General features: G+C 41.2%; 22 protein-coding genes. All 22 read left to right on the top strand.

Features of this window, described 5'->3' with window-relative positions:
- From fliF to flhG, 22 genes are read left to right on the top strand one after another with little or no spacing between them, the layout of a single operon-like run.
- On the top strand, window positions 1-1,611 hold the full coding sequence (fliF, locus tag ACFVP7_RS09345; RefSeq protein WP_010886506.1) for a flagellar basal-body MS-ring/collar protein FliF: 1,611 nt from the start codon (window positions 1-3) through the stop codon (window positions 1,609-1,611).
- 12 nt (window positions 1,612-1,623) lie between these two features.
- Window positions 1,624-2,640: a flagellar motor switch protein FliG gene (gene fliG / locus ACFVP7_RS09350; protein WP_003231981.1), complete on the top strand. Its 1,017-nt coding sequence runs from the start codon at window positions 1,624-1,626 to the stop codon at window positions 2,638-2,640.
- Window positions 2,633-3,385: a flagellar assembly protein FliH gene (gene fliH / locus ACFVP7_RS09355; protein ID WP_003244804.1), complete on the top strand. Its 753-nt coding sequence runs from the start codon at window positions 2,633-2,635 to the stop codon at window positions 3,383-3,385. Before fliG ends, fliH begins: the two co-directional genes overlap by 8 nt.
- Window positions 3,382-4,698, top strand: coding sequence for a flagellar protein export ATPase FliI (fliI, locus tag ACFVP7_RS09360; RefSeq protein WP_338733777.1), 1,317 nt, complete (start codon window positions 3,382-3,384; stop codon window positions 4,696-4,698). The genes fliH and fliI overlap by 4 nt, the downstream gene beginning before the upstream one ends.
- A 2-nt stretch (window positions 4,699-4,700) precedes the next feature.
- On the top strand, window positions 4,701-5,144 hold the full coding sequence (gene fliJ / locus ACFVP7_RS09365) for a flagellar export protein FliJ (protein ID WP_003231977.1): 444 nt from the start codon (window positions 4,701-4,703) through the stop codon (window positions 5,142-5,144).
- A gap of 11 nt (window positions 5,145-5,155) precedes the next feature.
- Window positions 5,156-5,770 carry a MotE family protein gene (locus ACFVP7_RS09370; protein WP_338733780.1) on the top strand — a complete coding sequence of 205 codons (615 nt, stop codon included), beginning with the start codon at window positions 5,156-5,158 and terminating at the stop codon, window positions 5,768-5,770.
- 12 nt (window positions 5,771-5,782) lie between these two features.
- Complete coding sequence (locus tag ACFVP7_RS09375) at window positions 5,783-7,246, top strand: flagellar hook-length control protein FliK (RefSeq protein WP_257432689.1); 1,464 nt, start codon at window positions 5,783-5,785, stop codon at window positions 7,244-7,246.
- Window positions 7,243-7,665 carry a flagellar hook assembly protein FlgD gene (flgD, locus tag ACFVP7_RS09380; RefSeq protein WP_003231970.1) on the top strand — a complete coding sequence of 141 codons (423 nt, stop codon included), beginning with the start codon at window positions 7,243-7,245 and terminating at the stop codon, window positions 7,663-7,665. The genes ACFVP7_RS09375 and flgD overlap by 4 nt, the downstream gene beginning before the upstream one ends.
- Before the next feature lie 21 nt (window positions 7,666-7,686).
- Entirely contained in the window at window positions 7,687-8,481 is a 795-nt protein-coding gene (gene flgG, locus ACFVP7_RS09385; protein WP_003231968.1) for a flagellar basal body rod protein FlgG, read from the top strand.
- A gap of 39 nt (window positions 8,482-8,520) precedes the next feature.
- Window positions 8,521-8,736 carry a swarming motility protein SwrD gene (gene swrD / locus ACFVP7_RS09390; RefSeq protein ID WP_003231966.1) on the top strand — a complete coding sequence of 72 codons (216 nt, stop codon included), beginning with the start codon at window positions 8,521-8,523 and terminating at the stop codon, window positions 8,734-8,736.
- Window positions 8,733-9,155 carry a flagellar basal body-associated protein FliL gene (fliL, locus tag ACFVP7_RS09395; RefSeq protein ID WP_003231964.1) on the top strand — a complete coding sequence of 141 codons (423 nt, stop codon included), beginning with the start codon at window positions 8,733-8,735 and terminating at the stop codon, window positions 9,153-9,155. Before swrD ends, fliL begins: the two co-directional genes overlap by 4 nt.
- 33 nt (window positions 9,156-9,188) lie before the next feature.
- On the top strand, window positions 9,189-10,187 hold the full coding sequence (fliM, locus tag ACFVP7_RS09400; RefSeq protein ID WP_003220879.1) for a flagellar motor switch protein FliM: 999 nt from the start codon (window positions 9,189-9,191) through the stop codon (window positions 10,185-10,187).
- Window positions 10,177-11,313 (top strand): flagellar motor switch phosphatase FliY, encoded by a 1,137-nt coding sequence (gene fliY / locus ACFVP7_RS09405; protein WP_014479788.1) that lies wholly within the window; start codon window positions 10,177-10,179, stop codon window positions 11,311-11,313. The genes fliM and fliY overlap by 11 nt, the downstream gene beginning before the upstream one ends.
- 25 nt (window positions 11,314-11,338) lie before the next feature.
- On the top strand, window positions 11,339-11,701 hold the full coding sequence (gene cheY / locus ACFVP7_RS09410; protein ID WP_014476812.1) for a chemotaxis protein CheY: 363 nt from the start codon (window positions 11,339-11,341) through the stop codon (window positions 11,699-11,701).
- A 14-nt stretch (window positions 11,702-11,715) separates the two neighbouring features.
- The gene (fliZ, locus tag ACFVP7_RS09415; protein ID WP_076457714.1) at window positions 11,716-12,375 is read left to right on the top strand and encodes a flagella biosynthesis regulatory protein FliZ; all 660 of its coding nucleotides are present in this window, start codon (window positions 11,716-11,718) and stop codon (window positions 12,373-12,375) included.
- Window positions 12,368-13,033 (top strand): flagellar type III secretion system pore protein FliP, encoded by a 666-nt coding sequence (gene fliP / locus ACFVP7_RS09420; protein ID WP_003245692.1) that lies wholly within the window; start codon window positions 12,368-12,370, stop codon window positions 13,031-13,033. Before fliZ ends, fliP begins: the two co-directional genes overlap by 8 nt.
- Before the next feature lie 14 nt (window positions 13,034-13,047).
- Window positions 13,048-13,317: a flagellar biosynthesis protein FliQ gene (gene fliQ / locus ACFVP7_RS09425; RefSeq protein WP_003220888.1), complete on the top strand. Its 270-nt coding sequence runs from the start codon at window positions 13,048-13,050 to the stop codon at window positions 13,315-13,317.
- A 7-nt stretch (window positions 13,318-13,324) separates the two neighbouring features.
- Complete coding sequence (fliR, locus tag ACFVP7_RS09430) at window positions 13,325-14,104, top strand: flagellar biosynthetic protein FliR (RefSeq protein WP_003245510.1); 780 nt, start codon at window positions 13,325-13,327, stop codon at window positions 14,102-14,104.
- Window positions 14,104-15,186: a flagellar biosynthesis protein FlhB gene (gene flhB / locus ACFVP7_RS09435; protein WP_003231949.1), complete on the top strand. Its 1,083-nt coding sequence runs from the start codon at window positions 14,104-14,106 to the stop codon at window positions 15,184-15,186. The genes fliR and flhB overlap by 1 nt, the downstream gene beginning before the upstream one ends.
- A gap of 32 nt (window positions 15,187-15,218) precedes the next feature.
- Window positions 15,219-17,252 carry a flagellar biosynthesis protein FlhA gene (gene flhA / locus ACFVP7_RS09440; RefSeq protein ID WP_338733784.1) on the top strand — a complete coding sequence of 678 codons (2,034 nt, stop codon included), beginning with the start codon at window positions 15,219-15,221 and terminating at the stop codon, window positions 17,250-17,252.
- Complete coding sequence (gene flhF / locus ACFVP7_RS09445; RefSeq protein WP_038428960.1) at window positions 17,252-18,352, top strand: flagellar biosynthesis protein FlhF; 1,101 nt, start codon at window positions 17,252-17,254, stop codon at window positions 18,350-18,352. Before flhA ends, flhF begins: the two co-directional genes overlap by 1 nt.
- A complete protein-coding gene (gene flhG, locus ACFVP7_RS09450) occupies window positions 18,343-19,239 on the top strand; it encodes a flagellum location/number ATPase FlhG (protein WP_338733787.1) in 897 nt (298 codons plus the stop codon). The genes flhF and flhG overlap by 10 nt, the downstream gene beginning before the upstream one ends.
- Window position 19,240 lies beyond the last annotated feature (1 nt).

Genomic DNA, 19,240 nt, shown 5'->3' on the forward strand with positions numbered 1-19,240 from the left:
ATGAATCGTACTCTAATGCAAATGAAAAACAAAACGAGTGAGTTTTGGAAAAATAGATCTAAATTACAAAAGATTTTAATGGTTAGTGCTTTAGCGGCAATTATTATTATTGGAATTATTATTAGTGTTTTTGCTTCGAATTCTAAAATGGCGCCGCTGTACAAAGATTTGTCTGCCGAAGAAGCAGGACAAATCAAAGAAGAATTGGATGCAAAAAAAGTGCCAAACGAACTTTCGAATGGCGGTACAGTGATTAGTGTTCCGGAGGATCAGGTTGATTCTTTGAAAGTGCAGATGGCTGCAGAAGGACTTCCTAAAACGGGATCAATTGATTATTCGTTTTTTGGACAGAATGCCGGCTTTGGTTTGACAGACAATGAGTTTGATATGGTGAAAGTGAAAGCTACACAGACAGAACTGTCAAACTTGATCAATGAAATGGACGGTATTAAAAATTCAAAAGTAATGATTAATCTCCCGAAAGACGCTGTGTTTGTCGGTGAGGAGCAATCTGCAGCATCTGCATCAATCGTTTTGCAGATTCAACCGGGTTATACACTTGATCAAAGCCAAATCAACGGATTATATCATCTGGTATCTAAAAGCGTGCCAAACCTAAAAGAAGATAACATCGTCATCATGGACCAAAATTCTACATACTACGACAAATCAGACAGCGATGCAGGGTCCTACGCGGATAGTTATTCTTCTCAGCAAGGAATTAAGTCTCAAGTTGAAAAAGACATTCAAAAACATGTACAGTCATTGCTGGGTACGATGATGGGCCAAGATAAAGTCGTTGTCTCCGTTACAGCAGACATTGATTTCACAAAAGAAAATCGGACAGAAGACATTGTCGAGCCTGTGGATAAAGAAAACATGGAAGGTATTGCAGTCAGCGCTGAAAAGGTATCTGAAACATATCAGGGCGACGGTGCAGCCAACGGCGGAACTGCCGGAACCGGCGAGGAAGATGTTACAAATTATAAGGCTGACGGTGAAAATACCGAAAGCGGGAACTACGAAAAAAACAGCAACAAAATCAATTACGAGGTTAACCGAATTCATAAAGAAATCGCTGAAAGTCCTTATAAGGTCAGAGATTTAGGGATTCAAGTAATGGTAGAGCCGCCTGATGCCAAAAACACTGCGTCGCTATCAACTGAAAGACAGGATGATATACAAAAAATCCTTTCAACTGTAGTCAGAACATCTTTGGATAAAGATGAAACGCAAAATCAGAATTTATCTGATGCTGATATCAATAATAAGATTGTTGTTTCCGTTCAGCCATTCGACGGAAAAGTCAATTTGGATACAAATACGGAAGAATCCTCAGGTATCCCGCTGTGGGCATATATTGTAGGCGGTGTTTTAATCGCAGCGATCATTGTTCTGATCATTATGCTTATCAGAAAGAAACGGGCGCAAGAGGATGAATTTGAGGAATATGAGTATGAGGTTCCTCAAGAACCAATCAATTTGCCTGATATCAACGAAGAGGAAAATGAAACAGCGGAATCAGTCAGACGAAAACAGCTTGAAAAGATGGCGAAAGACAAGCCGGAAGATTTTGCAAAACTGCTGAGAAGCTGGCTGGCCGAGGATTAGGAGGAATTAGAAATGGCGAGACGTGATCAAGATAAGCTTACAGGAAAACAAAAAGCAGCCATTCTCATGATTTCCTTGGGGTTAGATGTGTCAGCTTCTGTCTATAAGCACTTAACCGATGAAGAAATTGAAAGGCTTACTCTGGAAATATCAGGTGTTCGAAGCGTCGATCATCAAAAAAAGGATGAAATCATAGAAGAATTTCATAATATAGCCATTGCGCAAGATTATATTTCTCAAGGCGGTTTAAGCTATGCAAGACAAGTTCTGGAAAAGGCGCTTGGAGAGGATAAGGCGGAGAACATTCTAAACAGGCTGACTTCTTCTTTGCAGGTTAAACCATTTGATTTTGCCAGAAAAGCGGAGCCTGAACAAATTTTGAATTTTATCCAGCAAGAGCATCCGCAGACGATGGCGTTAATCTTGTCTTATTTAGATCCAGTGCAGGCTGGGCAGATTTTATCCGAGCTGAATCCTGAAGTACAGGCTGAGGTTGCGAGAAGAATCGCGGTTATGGATAGAACATCTCCAGAAATAATTAATGAGGTAGAACGGATTCTGGAACAAAAATTATCTTCTGCATTTACTCAGGATTATACACAAACAGGCGGAATTGAAGCTGTTGTGGAAGTGTTAAACGGGGTAGACAGAGGGACAGAGAAGACGATCTTGGATTCATTGGAAATTCAGGATCCCGATCTTGCTGAAGAAATTAAAAAGCGGATGTTTGTCTTCGAAGATATTGTCACACTTGATAACCGTGCCATTCAGAGAGTCATTCGCGATGTTGAGAACGACGATTTGCTCCTTTCATTAAAGGTTGCAAGCGAGGAAGTCAAAGAAATTGTATTCAACAATATGTCACAGCGTATGGTTGAAACCTTCAAAGAAGAAATGGAATTTATGGGCCCTGTACGCTTGAAAGATGTAGAAGAAGCTCAATCGAGAATTGTAAGTATCGTCAGAAAGCTTGAAGAAGCCGGTGAAATTGTAATAGCAAGAGGCGGAGGGGATGATATTATTGTCTAATATCATTAAACAAGAATCATCTATTTCTCCACAAAAGGAAAAAAGAAAACTTTCTATACAAGAGGTGCGTATTGATCATTCTCACCTTTTGCAGGCTGAAGAGAACCCGGAGGCGCTTATGGCCCGAGTGAAAGAGGAAGCTGATCGGATTTCTGAGCAGGCAAACAGTCATATAGAAAATATTCGCCGTCAAATTGAACAGGAGAAAAACGATTGGGCGGCTGAAAAACAGAAGCTTATTGAAGAAGCAAAAGCCGAGGGCTTTGAACAAGGAGTAGCGCTGGGCAAAGCTGAGGCAATGAAACAGTATGCAGAACTGATCGGCCAAGCAAACAGTATAACTGAAATGTCCAGAAAAGCTGTTGAGGACAAGCTTGAAGACGCAAATGAAGAAATCGTTGAGCTTGCCGTTGCCCTAGCAAAAAAAGTTTGGCAGCAAAAGTCTGATGATAAAGAGGCTTTCCTCCTGCTTGTACAACAGGTTATAAACGAAGTGAAGGAATATGACGATATATCAATTTATGTTGATCCATATTACTATGAGACAATCTTTCAGCAAAAAGATGAAATCCAGCAGCTTCTTTATAAAGAATGTCGGCTTGGCATATATGCTGATGAAAAAGCTCAAAAAGGAACCTGTTATATTGAAACTCCTTTTGGCAGGGTAGATGCGAGTGTTGACACACAATTGATGCAATTGAAAGATAAACTTCTGACAGCGCTGGAAGCAGGTGCAGCTGAATGAAGACACAGAGTCTGATAGATTGTATAGAAATGACAGACTCGTATAAACGGTACGGAAAAGTCAAGCGGGTAATCGGCTTGATGATTGAATCAAAAGGGCCAGCAAGCTCAATTGGCGACCTGTGCCTGATTTATGCAAAAGGACAGTCTGGGAAAGTCATTAAAGCTGAGGTAGTCGGCTTCCAGGAAGAAAATATTTTGCTTATGCCTTATTTAGAGGCTGCGAGCATTGCACCTGGCAGCATTGTAGAAGCTACTGGGGAATCACTTCGGGTTAAAGTTGGGACCGGACTGATCGGACAAGTCATCGATGCTTTTGGAGAACCGCTTGACGGAAAGCTTCTGCCGAAAGGGCTTTCGCCTGTATCAACGGAGCAATCACCGCCCAACCCGATGAAACGGCCGCCTATCCGTGAAAAGATGGGTGTTGGAGTCAGATCAATTGACAGCTTGCTGACAGTCGGTAAAGGCCAGCGGATTGGAATTTTTGCAGGAAGCGGTGTCGGAAAAAGCACATTAATGGGGATGATCGCCAAGCAGACAGAGGCTGACTTAAACGTCATTGCACTTGTCGGAGAACGCGGACGAGAGGTTCGGGAGTTTATTGAAAAAGATCTGGGGAAAGAGGGGTTGAAACGATCGATTGTAGTCGTTGCCACCTCAGACCAGCCAGCATTAATGAGATTGAAAGCGGCATATACAGCGACTGCAATTGCCGAGTATTTCCGAGATAAAGGCCAAAATGTCATGTTTATGATGGATTCTGTTACAAGGGTGGCAATGGCGCAGCGAGAGATTGGACTGGCTGCAGGAGAGCCTCCGACGACAAAAGGTTATACACCTTCAGTGTTCGCTATTTTACCTCGTTTACTAGAACGAACAGGTGCAAACGAGCATGGAACCATTACGGCATTTTATACAGTGTTGGTAGACGGGGATGACATGAATGAGCCGATTGCCGATACTGTACGCGGAATTTTAGACGGACATATTGTGTTGGACAGGGCGCTTGCCAATAAAGGCCAGTTTCCTGCAGTTAACGTACTAAAAAGCATCAGCAGGGTGATGTCAAACATTTCAACAAAACAGCATCTGGATGCGGCAAATAAATTCCGTGAACTTTTATCGACATATCAAAATTCGGAAGATCTCATTAATATCGGAGCTTACAAAAGAGGATCATCCAGAGAAATTGATGAAGCGATACAATTTTATCCGCAGCTTATTCAATTTTTAAAGCAGGGAACAGACGAACCGGCTTTATTGGAAGAAAGCGTTGCTGCATTAACTAGTTTGACAGGAAATGAGGAATAAACGTGGCTTATCAATTTAGATTCCAAAAGCTGCTGGAACTAAAAGAAAATGAAAAAGACCAATCCTTATCCGAGTATCAGCAATCAGTTTCTGAATTTGAAAACGTTGCTGAAAAATTATATGAGAATATGAGCAAAAAAGAATTGCTGGAACAAAATAAGGAAAAGAAATTAAAAAGCGGCATGAGTGTACAAGAAATGAGGCACTACCAACAATTTGTCTCAAATCTTGATAATACGATTTATCACTATCAAAAGCTTGTCATTATGAAAAGAAATCAAATGAATCAAAAACAAGAAATTTTGACAGAGAAAAACATTGAAGTGAAAAAGTTTGAAAAAATGCGTGAAAAACAGTTTAAAATGTTTGCTCTTGAAGATAAAGCTGCAGAAATGAAAGAAATGGACGATATTTCGATTAAGCAGTTTATGATTCAAGGCCATTAGGAGCGAATGTAATGTCCGGCAAAAAGAAAGAATCAGGTAAGTTCCGTTCGGTTTTGCTTATCATTATCCTCCCGCTGATGTTTCTATTAATCGCAGGGGGGATTGTTCTTTGGGCTACTGGTATCAATGTCTTAAAGCCGATACAGGATGCTGCGGCAAAAACGCCGGTTCTTAAAGAATTGGTCCCTGAAACCGAAAATAAAAAAGGCACAGCATCAAGTAAGGATAGCAGTAATACGGCAGCTCTGGAAAAGACCATTAAGGATCAAAAAAGTGAAATCAGTATATTGAATAAAGATCTAGAAACAAGTAAATCAGAAATCGATAGGCTCAATCAAAAGATCCGTTCACTTGAAAAGACGGCTGAGGATCAAAAAAAGTCATCAGAAGATCATACTGAAGGATCAGCAGACTCGAAAGCTTCTTCTGAAAATGACAAAGTGATCAGTGTGTACAAAAGCATGGACAGCGGAAAGGCTGCTAAAATTATTGCCCAATTAAAGGAGAAAGAAGCACTGAAAATATTGAATGGCCTAAGCAAAAAGCAGCTTGCTGACATATTGGCGAAAATGACTCCTGAGCAAGCAGCAACCTATACAGAAAAAATTGCTGCCAGCCAAGAATAGGGGGAATGAAAGGTGAAGCTGCTTGAATTAGCCGGACCTTTGCTGCAAACCACAACGGGTTCTGCCGCTAAAAACATGAAAAGTAGCCAGGGAGTTTTTCAAAACTGGCTTATGTCTGAGGCTGGATTGAAGGAACTTTCAGAACAAGGAAAGGGAACTCCTAATTCTGAAGATCAGCTTTTAGCAGATGCGCTTAAAAAGATCGGTGAATGGCTAAATGCAAGTCCTGAAGATCAAGACAAACAAAATGCGGATCTTTTGCAAACATTAAGCAAACTGACAGGGAAGCAATTGGATGCGAATGCTCTGCAAATGTTGCAAAATCTTTTGCAAGCAGTTGAATCAAAAATGTCAGGCGGGACGGATCAATTGCTCACAGAAACGGAGAAAATCTTTTCAGAAGCTAAAACGGCTCTGAGTGCCAATGATTCTGCTTCTGACATTAATGGAGCACTGAAGTCTGATAAAGAGCAATCAAATCAGGAAAATGAAGTATCCGAGCCTGCTAAAGAGCTTATCTATATCCAGATGTTCATTAGCCAGCTCGTAGAAGGGAATAAGCTGACTGATCTCGGGAATGGCAATGAAGCTCATGCCATTTACCAAAATGGAGATCAATTCCTTTCTGCATTAGAAAAGAAGGGTGTATCTCAACAACTAATTCAGGATCTTAAACAGCAAATATTCACTAAAGCTGAGTCAAGTTCAAAACTTTACTCGATGACAGCGTCAGAGCTGAAAAGTTTTCAAAGCTTAATGGATCAAATGTCTATGCTTCCTCAAAAAGGGACCAAAGAATGGAGTTTAGCTGAAAGCCAGCTGAAAGCCTTCTTGTTATCGAAATCATCCGAATCATCACAAGACTTTGGGAAGCGTGTTCTCACACCGCTCTCGCAGAGTTCATCCAGCAAAAATGCATCGGATGTTTCTGGAAGTATTCAGCCTGTAGATAGTAAATCAGGACTCCAAATGCTGTTTTCGGGGTATCGGGGCATAGGAGGAGTTCAAACACTTGATCTGCAGCAGATGTCATCTGATATACCAAATGCCGAAACAAAAACGGTGGCTGATCAAGTGATTAATGCGTGGAAGCAGATGAAATATACGCCTTTCGGCAGATCGACGGGAAGTTTCACTATTCGGCTGAACCCTGAACATTTAGGATTTGTCACAATCAAGCTGACAAATGAAAATGGAATGTTTCAGAGTAAAATCATAGCATCTAGCCAATCAGCAAAAGAATTGCTTGAACAGCATCTTCCTCAGCTGAAGCAATCATTGCCGAATATGGCCGTCCAAATTGACCGTTTTACTCTTCCGGTCCAAAGCGGGGATCAGCCGATATACGGCCAGCTTGCTGATGAACAGAAACAGCAGCAAGAGGGGCAGAGACAGCAAAGACAGAAAAAGCAATCAAATGATTTTGGCGATCTGCTCGATGAAGTGTCGATGGTTGAAATGGAGGAAGAAGAATGACTTCTATAAGTTCAGAATATAAACTGCCTGAAAAAACGAACACTGTGTCGACGAACAACAGCAGCTTGGGGAAAGACGAGTTTTTAAAAATATTAATGACTCAAGTTCAAAACCAAGATCCGCTTAACCCGATTGACGATAAAGAATTTATCAGCCAGATGGCGACTTTTTCAAGCTTGGAGCAAATGATGAATCTGAACACGACAATGACTCAATTCGTTGAAAACCAAGATCCGTTTACAACGTATGTTGATTGGATGGGAAAAGAAGTATCTTGGACTGATGGTAAAAGTGCAACAGATAAAACAGGCACAGTAAGCTCTGTTAAACATTTTAAAGGAAATTATTATCTCGTTCTTGATGATGGGACCGAGATCAGTCCTGCGAATGTCATGTCTGTGGGACAATCATCTAAATAAAAACATCTGGGGGAATATATTATGTTACGTTCACTTTATTCTGGAATCAGCGGTATGAAAAACTTTCAAACAAAGCTTGACGTAATCGGTAACAACATTGCCAACGTAAATACAGTAGGATTCAAAAAGAGCCGTGTGACCTTTAAAGATATGGTAAGCCAAACGATTGCCGGCGGTTCTGCTGCTGGTGCAACAATCGGCGGAACAAACTCTAAGCAAATCGGTTTAGGTTCATCATCTGGCACAATTGATACAATTCATTCAACAAGCGCGACACAAAGTACAGGAAGAACACTTGATTTAGCAATTGACGGCGACGGTTACTTCCGAATTGATACAGGTGACGGGACAGCTTATACAAGAGCAGGGAACTTCTATTTAGATAACACCGGAACACTGGTTACAGGTGATGGCTACCATGTGTTAAATATGAATGGGGGAACAATTAAAATTCCTACTGACGCTCAAAGCTTTAGCATTGGTTCTGATGGAAAGGTGTCAATTGTTGATGCTGAGGGGAAAACACAAGACGGGGGACAAATCGGGATTGTTACTTTTGCCAACAGTGATGGATTGGATAAAATCGGAAGCAACCTATACCGTGAATCTTTAAACTCTGGTACGGCCAGTGCAGCGAACCAGCCTGGTGACGGCGGAACTGGTGCTCTTAAATCAGGATTTCTCGAAATGTCTAACGTCGATTTAACTGACGAATTTACTGAAATGATCGTAGCCCAGCGCGGATTCCAATCAAACTCAAAAATTATTACAACATCTGATGAAATCCTTCAAGAACTGGTTAACCTTAAACGTTAAGGAGGGAGGGGAGGCGAGTAATCGCTTCTCCGCTGTTTTATGATTAAAGTAACCCGTTTGAACGGGCAGCCCTTTACACTGAATGCGCTATTTATTGAACAGATTGAATGTTTTCCGGATACTACAATTACTCTGTCAAATGGTAAGAAGTTTGTAGTAAAAGAAGATGAAGAAGCTGTTCTGGAAAAGATCGCAGCTTTCTACCGAAAAATACAAATATTTGCAATGGATCAAGGAATAGAGGAACCGGAATGAAGAAAAAGTTAATGATCATATTACTAATTATTCTTATCGTAATTGGTGCTCTCGGGGCGGCGGCTTATTTTGTTTTAGGCGGAAAGTCCGAAAAAAGTGAAGCGAAAAAAAGTATTGATGAAATCGTTGCGTCTTCTGTTGATGTAGAAGAGATCACAACAAATTTAAAGTCTGATAACATTATCCGTCTTGCTATTAAACTTGAAACCGATTCTGATAAATCAAAAGAAGAACTTGAGAAACGTGATTTCCAAGTGAAAGACGCTGTTATATCACTGCTGGCTGATACGAATGCTGATCAGATTGAGGGAGACAAGGGAAAAGAAACCTTTAAGAAGGAACTAAAAGATAAAATAAATAGCTACCTCCAAGAAGGAAAAGTAGAAAAAGTGTATATTACCTCCTTTAATCTGCAATAAAGCATAATTTGACAGAATACGGAGGTGAGGAAAATGTCAGGAGAAGTTCTCTCCCAAAATGAAATAGATGCACTGCTTTCTGCAATATCAACAGGTGAAATGGACGCTGAAGAGCTGAAAAAAGAAGAAAAAGAGAAGAAAGTCAAGGTTTATGATTTCAAACGTGCGCTGCGGTTTTCTAAGGATCAGATCCGCAGTTTAACGAGAATTCATGACAATTTTGCAAGACTTCTTACCACTCATTTTTCTGCTCAGCTCAGAACATATATTCACATATCTGTCAGTTCTGTTGACCAGGTCCCGTATGAGGAATTTATCAGATCGATCCCGAACATGACGATTCTAAATCTATTTGATGTTCATCCGATGGAAGGAAGAATTATGATGGAGGTCAACCCCACGATAGCTTATACGATGATGGATCGGGTCATGGGCGGGATTGGAATCAGTCATAACAAGGTTGACAGTTTGACAGAAATTGAAACAAAAATCATTTCTAATTTATTTGAAAATGCACTGGGTAATTATAAAGAAGCTTGGCAGTCAATTGCTGATATTGAACCGGAAATGACTGAGTTTGAAGTGAATCCGCAATTTGTTCAGATGGTATCTCCTAATGAAACAGTCGTGGTGATCTCGCTCAATACTCAAATTGGTGAAATCAGCGGTGTCATTAATCTCTGTATCCCGCATATCGTACTCGAGCCGCTCATACCGAAGCTTTCAGTCCACTATTGGATGCAATCAGACCGAAATGAGCCAAAGCCTGAGGAAACAAAGTCGCTTGAAAAACGTATCATGACAGCACAAATACCTGTCGTGGCCGAGCTCGGCACATCTGAACTGACGATAGAAGAGTTTTTAAGTTTAGAAGTCGGAGACTGCATAACTTTGGACAAATCAGTCACGGATCCTCTTACTGTATTGGTCGGAGATAAGCCGAAATTTTTAGGACAAGCCGGCCGGGTGAATCGAAAACAGGCAGTGCAAATTTTAGATCACGACATAAGAGGTGAACAAGATGGAGAATAATAGATTATCTCAAGATGAGATTGACGCGCTTCTTAACGGTACTGGCAGCACGCTTGATGAGCCAGAGGTTCCGGAAGTAGATGACTTATCGGAAATGGAGCGTGATGCGATCGGTGAAATCGGTAATATTTCATTCGGCAGTTCTGCGACAGCACTTTCAACGCTTTTAAATCAAAAGGTCGATATTACGACTCCAAGCGTAACGGTCATTCCAAGAAGTAAAATCAGCGATGCGTTTCCTGAACCGTATGTAGCGATTGAAGTGAATTATACGGAGGGCTTCAGCGGAAGCAACCTGTTAGTCGTGGAACAAAGTGACGCGGCGATCATTGCTGACTTAATGATCGGGGGAGACGGAAAAGGTGCGGACCCTTCACTGGGTGAAATCCATTTAAGTGCGGTTCAAGAAGCAATGAACCAAATGATGGGATCGGCTGCCACATCAATGTCTACTGTATTCAGTAAAAAAATTGATATTTCGCCTCCTCGGGTTGAATTGTTGGATGTTACTGAAGAAAAGGGTACAGACCGTATTCCTGATGATGAAATGCTGGTGAAAGTTTCTTTCAACTTAAAGGTGGGAGAATTAATAGACTCCAGCATTATGCAGCTTTACCCATTGACATTTGCGAAAGATTTAATTTCAAGCCTTATGAACTCAGAAAGTGCAGAGGAAGAAGAAACGGTGCAGCCTGAAGTTACATACGAACAGCCGAAAGAGCCTGTGACGCCAGAGCCGCGTATTGAACCGAAGCAACAGCAGCAGCCGCCAAAAAGGCAGGGAACAGCAAAAAAAGCAGCGCCAGTTCAGGTTTCACCGGTGGAATTTTCAGCGTTTGATCCAAACGAAGCTGTACAAGCCCCTATTCATAATCTGGATATGCTTTTGGATATCCCGCTTTCGATTACTGTTGAGCTTGGCAGAACGAAGAGAAGCGTAAAAGAGATTTTAGAGCTTTCTGCCGGAAGTATTATCGAGCTTGATAAATTAGCCGGTGAGCCTGTAGATATTTTAGTTAATCAGCGTATCGTTGCCAAAGGCGAGGTCGTTGTCATTGAAGAAAACTTCGGAGTAAGAGTCACTGACATTTTAAGCCAGGCAGAGCGCATTAATAATTTAAAATAACGAAACACAAGGAGAGAGATAGATTATGGCACATAGAATTTTAATTGTAGATGACGCAGCATTTATGCGAATGATGATTAAAGATATTTTGGTTAAAAATGGTTTTGAAGTTGTGGCGGAAGCTGAAAATGGAGCACAAGCGGTAGAGAAATATAAAGAGCATTCACCTGACCTTGTTACTATGGATATCACGATGCCAGAAATGGATGGTATTACAGCATTAAAAGAAATTAAACAAATTGATGCGCAGGCAAGAATCATCATGTGTTCTGCTATGGGACAGCAATCAATGGTTATTGATGCCATTCAGGCCGGCGCTAAGGATTTCATTGTGAAACCTTTCCAGGCTGACCGTGTGCTTGAAGCAATCAACAAAACATTAAGTTAAAGGGTGTACGACTGTTGAAAAAGAGTCAATATTTTATCGTTTTTATTTGTTTTTTCGTTTTATTCAGTGTACATCCGATTGCTGCTGCCGCGGCAGACTCTGATAATTCAACTGTAAACGAATGGTTTCAAAAGAAAGATGAAAAAACTGCAGATAAGTCAGAACAAAAGAAAGAGAAAACAACAAAAACTGCTGATGAGACGGAGGGAGCGGCTGCTCCTTCTGTCTCAGCTTTTGATTTTGTAAAGATGATTTTCGCTTTACTGTTTGTTATCGTGCTGATTTACGGGCTGGTTAAGCTCATGAACAAAAGAAATCGGCTCCTAAAGCCTTTTCAATATGTTGAAAATATTGGCGGCACATCGGTCGGCCAGAACAGATCCATACAATTGATCAAGGTCGGGAAAAGTGTGCTCGTCGTCGGTGTAGGAGAGACGATCCAGCTGCTGAAAGAAATTGAGGATGAAAAAGAGATTGAAGTCATTCTCAGTCAGCATGAAGAGGCAATGTCAAGCAAAATAGAGTGGCAAAAGTTTGTGAAGCCGCATAAGAGTTCTGAACATCAGCCGCAGCAAAAACTGCCTTCATTTTCAAAAGCATTAAAAGAGCAACTTGAAGAGTTAAAACAAAACCGTTCTGAAGGAAAGAAGAAAGGCCCACGTCATCATGAATGAGTTTATTAATATTTTCAGTTCAAGCGATCCGGAAAACGTAAGTTCAACTGTTAAATTACTATTATTGTTAACTGTATTTTCAGTGGCGCCTGGAATATTGATTCTTATGACTTGTTTTACTCGCATCGTCATTGTTCTGTCATTTGTCAGAACTTCACTTGCGACGCAATCTATGCCCCCAAACCAGGTTCTTATCGGGCTTGCGCTGTTTTTAACATTTTTTATTATGGCTCCTACTTTTTCAGAAATTAATAAAGAAGCGCTGACCCCATTAATGGACAACAAAATCAGCTTGGATGAAGCGTATACGAAAGCTGAGGAACCGATTAAAGAATTTATGAGTAAACACACAAGGCAGAAGGATCTGGCGCTGTTTATGAATTACGCGAAAATGGATAAACCTGAATCATTAAAGGATATTCCGTTAACAACAATGGTTCCGGCTTTTGCCATATCGGAGCTTAAAACAGCATTTCAAATAGGTTTTATGATTTTTATCCCTTTTTTAATTATAGATATGGTAGTGGCGAGCGTCTTGATGTCAATGGGAATGATGATGCTGCCTCCAGTTATGATTTCTCTGCCCTTTAAAATATTACTTTTTGTTTTGGTAGACGGCTGGTATTTAATTGTGAAATCTTTGCTTCAGAGCTTTTAGGGTAGGTGCTAAACGTGAGTTCAGAATTTGTAATTTCTATGGCGGAAAAAGCCGTATACGTAACGCTGATGATCAGCGGGCCATTATTGGCTATTGCTTTACTGGTCGGTTTAATTGTCAGCATATTTCAGGCGACAACTCAAATCCAGGAACAGACTTTGGCGTTTATTCCGAAAATCGTGGCGGTTCTCCTGGCTCTCATTTTTTTTGGTCCGTGGATGCTGTCGACGATTCTTTCATTTACAACAGAGCTGTTTTCTAATTTAAATCGTTTTGCAGGGTAATGTAGAGATGAATTCAATTATTGACTTATTTCCTGCTTTTTTATTGGTTTTTATTAGAATCTCTGCTTTTTTTGTAACGATTCCGCTATTTGGACATCGGAATGTGCCAGCTGTTCATCGCATAGGATTTGCTTTTTTTCTTGCAGTTATTTGTTTCAGCACCATTGATAAACCGCCCTCTTTGGAGATAGATGAGCACTATATGCTCTTGGCGTTTAAAGAAGCTTTGGTCGGCCTATGTCTGGGTTTAATTGCTTATATGATGATTGCCGCAGTGCAGATTGCCGGCTCGTTTATTGATTTTCAAATGGGATTTTCAATAGCAAACGTTATTGATCCGCAAACCGGTGCACAAAGTCCGTTGATTGGCCAGTTTATCTATACGATGGCACTTTTGTTTATGCTGAGTGTCAATGCCCACCATTTGTTGCTGGATGGTATTTACTACAGCTTTCAGTATATTTCAGTTGATCAGGCATTTCCGAATTTCGGCGATGAAAAGTTTGCCTATTTTATTGCGAAAAGCTTTAATGCAATGTTTATTATCGCTTTTCAAATGTCAGCGCCGGTTGTGGCCAGCTTGTTTCTAGTTGATTTAGCATTAGGCATCGTGGCTCGAACTGTTCCGCAGTTAAATGTATTTGTGGTCGGTCTGCCTTTAAAGATCGCTGTCAGTTTCATCATGCTCATTGTATGTATGTCCGTTATCTTCGTCGTTGTCCGGAATGTTTTCAGTTTAACGATTGAAACGATGCGGAATCTTTTAGCATTGGTCGGTGTTTCTTAATGAAGCTTAGAGTTGACCTGCAGTTTTTTGCGGGAGAGAAGACAGAAAAAGCAACTCCGAAAAAACGGAAGGATACGCGAAAAAAAGGGCAGGTAGCCAAAAGCTCGGATGTCAATACCGCCGTTTCTTTACTGGTAATATTCCTTTCGCTTATTGCAATTGGTCCGTATATGAGAGACAGGCTGCTGTCATTCATAGAAACATTTTATACCGAATCGCTCACAATGAAGCTCTCAGAATCAAATGTGCATACATTGTTTGTCAGCTTATTAAAGGATATGGGCATGATACTCGCACCGATTTTGCTTGTTGCTCTTGTTGCAGGAGTCGTAAGCAACTATATGCAGGTTGGGTTCTTATTTTCTGCTGAAGTGATACAGCCTAAGCTTGAAAAACTGGATCCGATCAAAGGCTTTAAACGAATATACAGTATGCGGGCGATTGTAGAGCTGATTAAATCAATTTTGAAAATCGTAGTCGTCGGTTTTGCGGCTTTTGCTGTGCTTTGGCTGCATTATGGAGAAATTCTCCGGCTTCCTCTCCTGACACCCGAAGAGGCACTTTCTTTCGTTTCAAAACTCACTTTGTGGATGGGACTAAGCGGTGCAGGTGCATTGTTGATACTTGCTGGTCTCGACTATTTATATCAGAGATTTGACTATGAGAAAAATATCAAAATGTCAAAACAAGATATAAAAGATGAGTACAAAAAATCTGAAGGAGACCCGATTATCAAGTCTAAAATTAAACAAAGACAGCGGGAAATGGCGATGAGGCGGATGATGCAGGAAGTTCCAAAAGCAGATGTCATTATCACAAACCCGACTCACTATGCGATTGCTTTGAAATATGATGAAGAAAAAATGGACGCTCCTTATATTGTTGCAAAAGGTGTCGACCACCTGGCGTTAAAAATCAGGAAAATTGCTAAAGAGCATGATGTCATGATGGTAGAAAACAGACCGCTTGCCCGTGCGTTATATGATCAGGTGGAAATTGACCAGGCAGTGCCGGAAGAATTTTTTAAAGTTTTAGCAGAAATTCTGGCTTACGTATATAAAACAAAACAAAAAGTATATTGAATTTTTCGATTTAAAAGGAGAGAAAAAACAGCATGTCAACAAGAGATTTATCCGTTTTAATAAGTGTTGTCCTCATTGTGGCGATGCTGGTGATTCCATTTCCTCCATGGCTGTTAAGTATTTTGATCATTATTAATATTTCTCTTGCGTTGATCGTGCTTCTCACCACAATGAATATGCAGGAAGCGCTTCAGTTTTCGATTTTTCCGTCACTGTTGCTGCTTTTGACCCTATTTCGTTTGGGCTTGAACGTCTCAACTACCCGTTCAATTCTTTCACACGGTGAGGGAGGTAAAGTCGTCGAGACTTTCGGAAATTTCGTTGTCGGCGGAAATGTATTAGTTGGACTCGTTGTATTTATCATCCTTATTATTATTCAGTTTATCGTCATTACAAAAGGTGCTGAACGTGTTTCCGAGGTTGCAGCAAGGTTTACGCTGGACGCAATGCCGGGGAAGCAGATGAGTATTGATGCTGATTTAAACGCAGGGATGATTACCGAACAGGAAGCGAAGCATCGCCGCGAAAAAGTGGCAAGAGAAGCAGACTTTTATGGAGCAATGGACGGTGCCAGTAAATTTGTAAAAGGTGACGCCATTGCCGGAATCATCATTGTGATGATCAATATTATTTTCGGAATCGTGATCGGAATGCTTCAGCAGGGCATGTCCATTCAAGAAGCTGCTTCACACTTTACGATGCTGACTGTAGGGGATGGAATTGTTTCGCAAATCCCGGCACTGTTAATTTCTACGGCTACGGGTATTGTGGTCACAAGAGCTGCATCTGAAGGAAACTTAGGGCATGACATTACAGGCCAGCTGTTTGCGTATCCAAAGCTTTTATACGTCGCAGCAGCTACGATCATGCTTTTAGGTATTTTCACTCCGATCGGCATCCTTCTGACGGGGCCGCTTGCGGGATTGCTTGCTTTTGGCGCATATACACTATCTAAATCAGGTAAGGAAAAAGAAGAAGTGGATGAGATTCTTGAGGAAGAGGCTGAGGTGGACGAGCTTAAAAGCCCTGAAAGTGTTGTTCAGCTTCTGCATATAGATCCGATAGAATTTGAGTTTGGATATGGCCTGATACCGCTTGCTGATGCCAATCAAGGCGGTGATTTATTAGACCGAATTGTTATGATACGCCGTCAGTTGGCTTTGGAACTCGGGCTTGTCATTCCTGTCGTGCGAATCAGAGATAATATAGCGTTGCAGCCTAATGAATACCGATTGAAAATTAAAGGAAACGAAGTAGCAAAAGGCGAGCTGTTGCTTGATCATTATTTAGCGATGTCGCCTACTCCTGAGGACGATCTCATTGAAGGGATTGAAACAGTGGAGCCTTCATTCGGACTGCCGGCTAAATGGATTAGCGAAGCGGTAAAGGATGAAGCCGACATGCTTGGTTATACAGTAGTTGATCCTGCATCAGTCGTTTCAACGCATATTACGGAGAAAATTAAGCAGCATGCCCACGAATTGATCGGAAGGCAGGAGACAAAACAGCTGATCGATCACTTGAAAGAATCGTATCCAGTCCTGGTTGAAGAGGTTACGCCGAATCCATTGTCTGTCGGTGATATTCAGAAAGTGCTTGCTAAGCTTTTAAAAGAAAAAGTTTCAATTCGAAACTTAGTAACGATTTTTGAAACACTTGCTGACTATGGGAAATTAACAACAGATTCTGATCTTTTGACAGAGTATACAAGACAAGCGCTTGCTAAACAAATTACAGCCCAGTTTGCCAAAGAAAATGAAGTGTTGAAGGTTGTTACTTGTTCGGGCCGTGTAGAAAAAGCAATAGCAGACGGTGTGCAGCAGACGGAACACGGGAACTATTTATCAGTTGAACCAGATATTTCAGAAAGTATAGTGCGCTCTGTCGCCAAAGAAGCTGAACAGCTCTCATTACGTCAGGAAACCGCGATTCTTCTTTGCTCGCCGCCTGTCAGAATGTATGTGAAGCAGCTTCTGGAACGGTACTTCCCTGATCTTCCGGTACTCTCTTATAACGAACTTGAGGCGAATGTTGAGGTACAAAGCATTGGAGTGGTGGATATTTAATGAAAATAAAAAAATTTACTGCTGCTTCAATGCAAGAAGCGGCACTTCTCATCAGAAAAGAGTTAGGTAATGAAGCGGTCATATTAAATTCGAAAAAAATTAAAAAGCGAAAATGGTTTGGCCTCGTCAACAAGCCTGCTGTTGAAGTAATCGCCGTATTGGATCAGGACTTTCTTGAGAAAAAAACGCCTCAGAAGGCAGCTGAACCGAAACAAACATTAAAAACTCCGGTCAGCAGTCCGAAAATAGAGGAGAGAACATATCCCCCTCAAATTCCGGCGCAACAGGAGCTAGGTGATTTTTCAGCATATCAATCTGTACTTCCTGAGCCGCTGCGAAAAGCAGAAAAGCTTTTGCACGAAACAGGGATCAAAGAGTCTACGAAAACGAACACTCTGAAAAAATTGCTTCGCTTCTCTGTTGAAGCAGGCGGCTTGACTGAAGAAAATGTTGTCGGCAAACTTCAGGAAATACTATGCGATATGCTGCCCTCAGCAGACAAGTGGCAGGAGCCAATTCATTCAAAATATATCGTTCTCTTTGGTTCAACAGGGGCTGGTAAAACAACTACACTGGCTAAACTCGCAGCCATATCTATGCTTGAAAAACATAAAAAAATCGCTTTTATTACAACAGATACGTATCGTATTGCAGCTGTTGAACAGTTGAAAACATACGCTGAACTGCTGCAGGCTCCTCTGGAAGTTTGCTATACAAAAGAAGAATTTCAGCAGGCGAAGGAGTTATTTTCTGAGTATGATCATGTGTTTGTTGATACAGCCGGAAGAAACTTCAAGGATCCGCAATACATTGATGAACTGAAAGAAACGATTCCTTTTGAGAGCAGCATTCAGTCATTTCTTGTTTTATCCGCGACTGCAAAATATGAAGATATGAAGCATATTGTCAAACGGTTTTCATCCGTCCCTGTCAATCAGTATATTTTTACGAAAATAGATGAAACGACTTCCTTAGGTTCTGTATTTAATATACTGGCAGAATCAAAAATAGGTGTCGGGTTTATGACAAACGGACAGAATGTGCCTGAGGATATACAGACTGTATCTCCACTTGGTTTTGTGAGGATGCTGTGCAGATGAACAGATATGACCAAGCAGCAACTTTACGGGCGAAAATGGAAAAACGTGAGCGCGTTCTGCCGATGGTTTATTCACAAAAAGCGAAGACACTTGCTGTCATTAGCGGCAAGGGCGGTGTCGGAAAATCCAATATTACCTTAAATATGGCACTTGCGCTGCAGGATAAAGGTAAGAAGGTGCTGCTCATCGACCTTGATATCGGGATGGGAAACATTGATATATTAATGGGAAATTCATCGTCTGCCACGATAATCGATGTTTTAACCGATCGTAAGCCTTTGCTGCAGTCATTATCCGTTGGCCCAAAGGGTTTGCGGTATATATCAGGGGGAACTGGTCTGGATGTGATGTTTCAGCTCGATCAGAGAAAATGGACGTTTTTTGCCAATGAACTTTCTCATGCATTGAGCCAGTTCGATTATGTGCTGTTTGACATGGGAGCAGGCTTATCAAAAGATCAACTGCCTTTTATTTTATCAGCAGAAGATATTTTGATTATAACAACTCCTGAGCCGACGGCCATTATGGACGCATACAGCGCTGTCAAGCACTTGGTTTTGACAGAAAATAAGCTTTCAATGAAGGTGGCTGTCAATCGGTGCCGTGACCAAAAGGAAGGGCTTGAGGCTTTTGCCCGCCTCTCCCGTACAATTCATATGTTTTTGGATGTTCAGGTTCAGTTTGCCGGTTCCGTTTCTGACGATGTGATCGTGAGCAAAGCGGTTGTCGAACAGGTTCCTTTTTTCATAAAAAGCCCTCAGGCAAAAGCCAGCCGGTCAGTCCGTATTTTAGCGGACGCCTTGTTTGAAAGAGAAGAAACGAGACACAAAGAAGACAAACAGACATTTATTGAGAAATTATCTTCTTTTTTAATGAGGAGGGCTTAAT

The organism is Bacillus sp. SG20033 (genome assembly GCF_044570195.1).
Classification (GTDB): Bacteria; Bacillota; Bacilli; order Bacillales; family Bacillaceae; genus Bacillus; species Bacillus subtilis.

Bases quoted from the DNA above. Each gene is read 5' to 3' on its own strand.
- fliF (WP_010886506.1), top strand. From the start codon at position 1: ATGAATCGTACTCTAATGCAAATGAAAAACAAAACGAGTGAGTTTTGG.
- fliG (WP_003231981.1), top strand. From the start codon at position 1,624: ATGGCGAGACGTGATCAAGATAAGCTTACAGGAAAACAAAAAGCAGCC.
- fliI (WP_338733777.1), top strand. From the start codon at position 3,382: ATGAAGACACAGAGTCTGATAGATTGTATAGAAATGACAGACTCGTAT.
- ACFVP7_RS09370 (WP_338733780.1), top strand. From the start codon at position 5,156: ATGTCCGGCAAAAAGAAAGAATCAGGTAAGTTCCGTTCGGTTTTGCTT.
- flgD (WP_003231970.1), top strand. From the start codon at position 7,243: ATGACTTCTATAAGTTCAGAATATAAACTGCCTGAAAAAACGAACACT.
- flgG (WP_003231968.1), top strand. From the start codon at position 7,687: ATGTTACGTTCACTTTATTCTGGAATCAGCGGTATGAAAAACTTTCAA.
- swrD (WP_003231966.1), top strand. From the start codon at position 8,521: ATGATTAAAGTAACCCGTTTGAACGGGCAGCCCTTTACACTGAATGCG.
- fliL (WP_003231964.1), top strand. From the start codon at position 8,733: ATGAAGAAAAAGTTAATGATCATATTACTAATTATTCTTATCGTAATT.
- fliM (WP_003220879.1), top strand. From the start codon at position 9,189: ATGTCAGGAGAAGTTCTCTCCCAAAATGAAATAGATGCACTGCTTTCT.
- fliY (WP_014479788.1), top strand. From the start codon at position 10,177: ATGGAGAATAATAGATTATCTCAAGATGAGATTGACGCGCTTCTTAAC.
- cheY (WP_014476812.1), top strand. From the start codon at position 11,339: ATGGCACATAGAATTTTAATTGTAGATGACGCAGCATTTATGCGAATG.
- fliP (WP_003245692.1), top strand. From the start codon at position 12,368: ATGAATGAGTTTATTAATATTTTCAGTTCAAGCGATCCGGAAAACGTA.
- fliR (WP_003245510.1), top strand. From the start codon at position 13,325: ATGAATTCAATTATTGACTTATTTCCTGCTTTTTTATTGGTTTTTATT.
- flhB (WP_003231949.1), top strand. From the start codon at position 14,104: ATGAAGCTTAGAGTTGACCTGCAGTTTTTTGCGGGAGAGAAGACAGAA.
- flhA (WP_338733784.1), top strand. From the start codon at position 15,219: ATGTCAACAAGAGATTTATCCGTTTTAATAAGTGTTGTCCTCATTGTG.
- flhF (WP_038428960.1), top strand. From the start codon at position 17,252: ATGAAAATAAAAAAATTTACTGCTGCTTCAATGCAAGAAGCGGCACTT.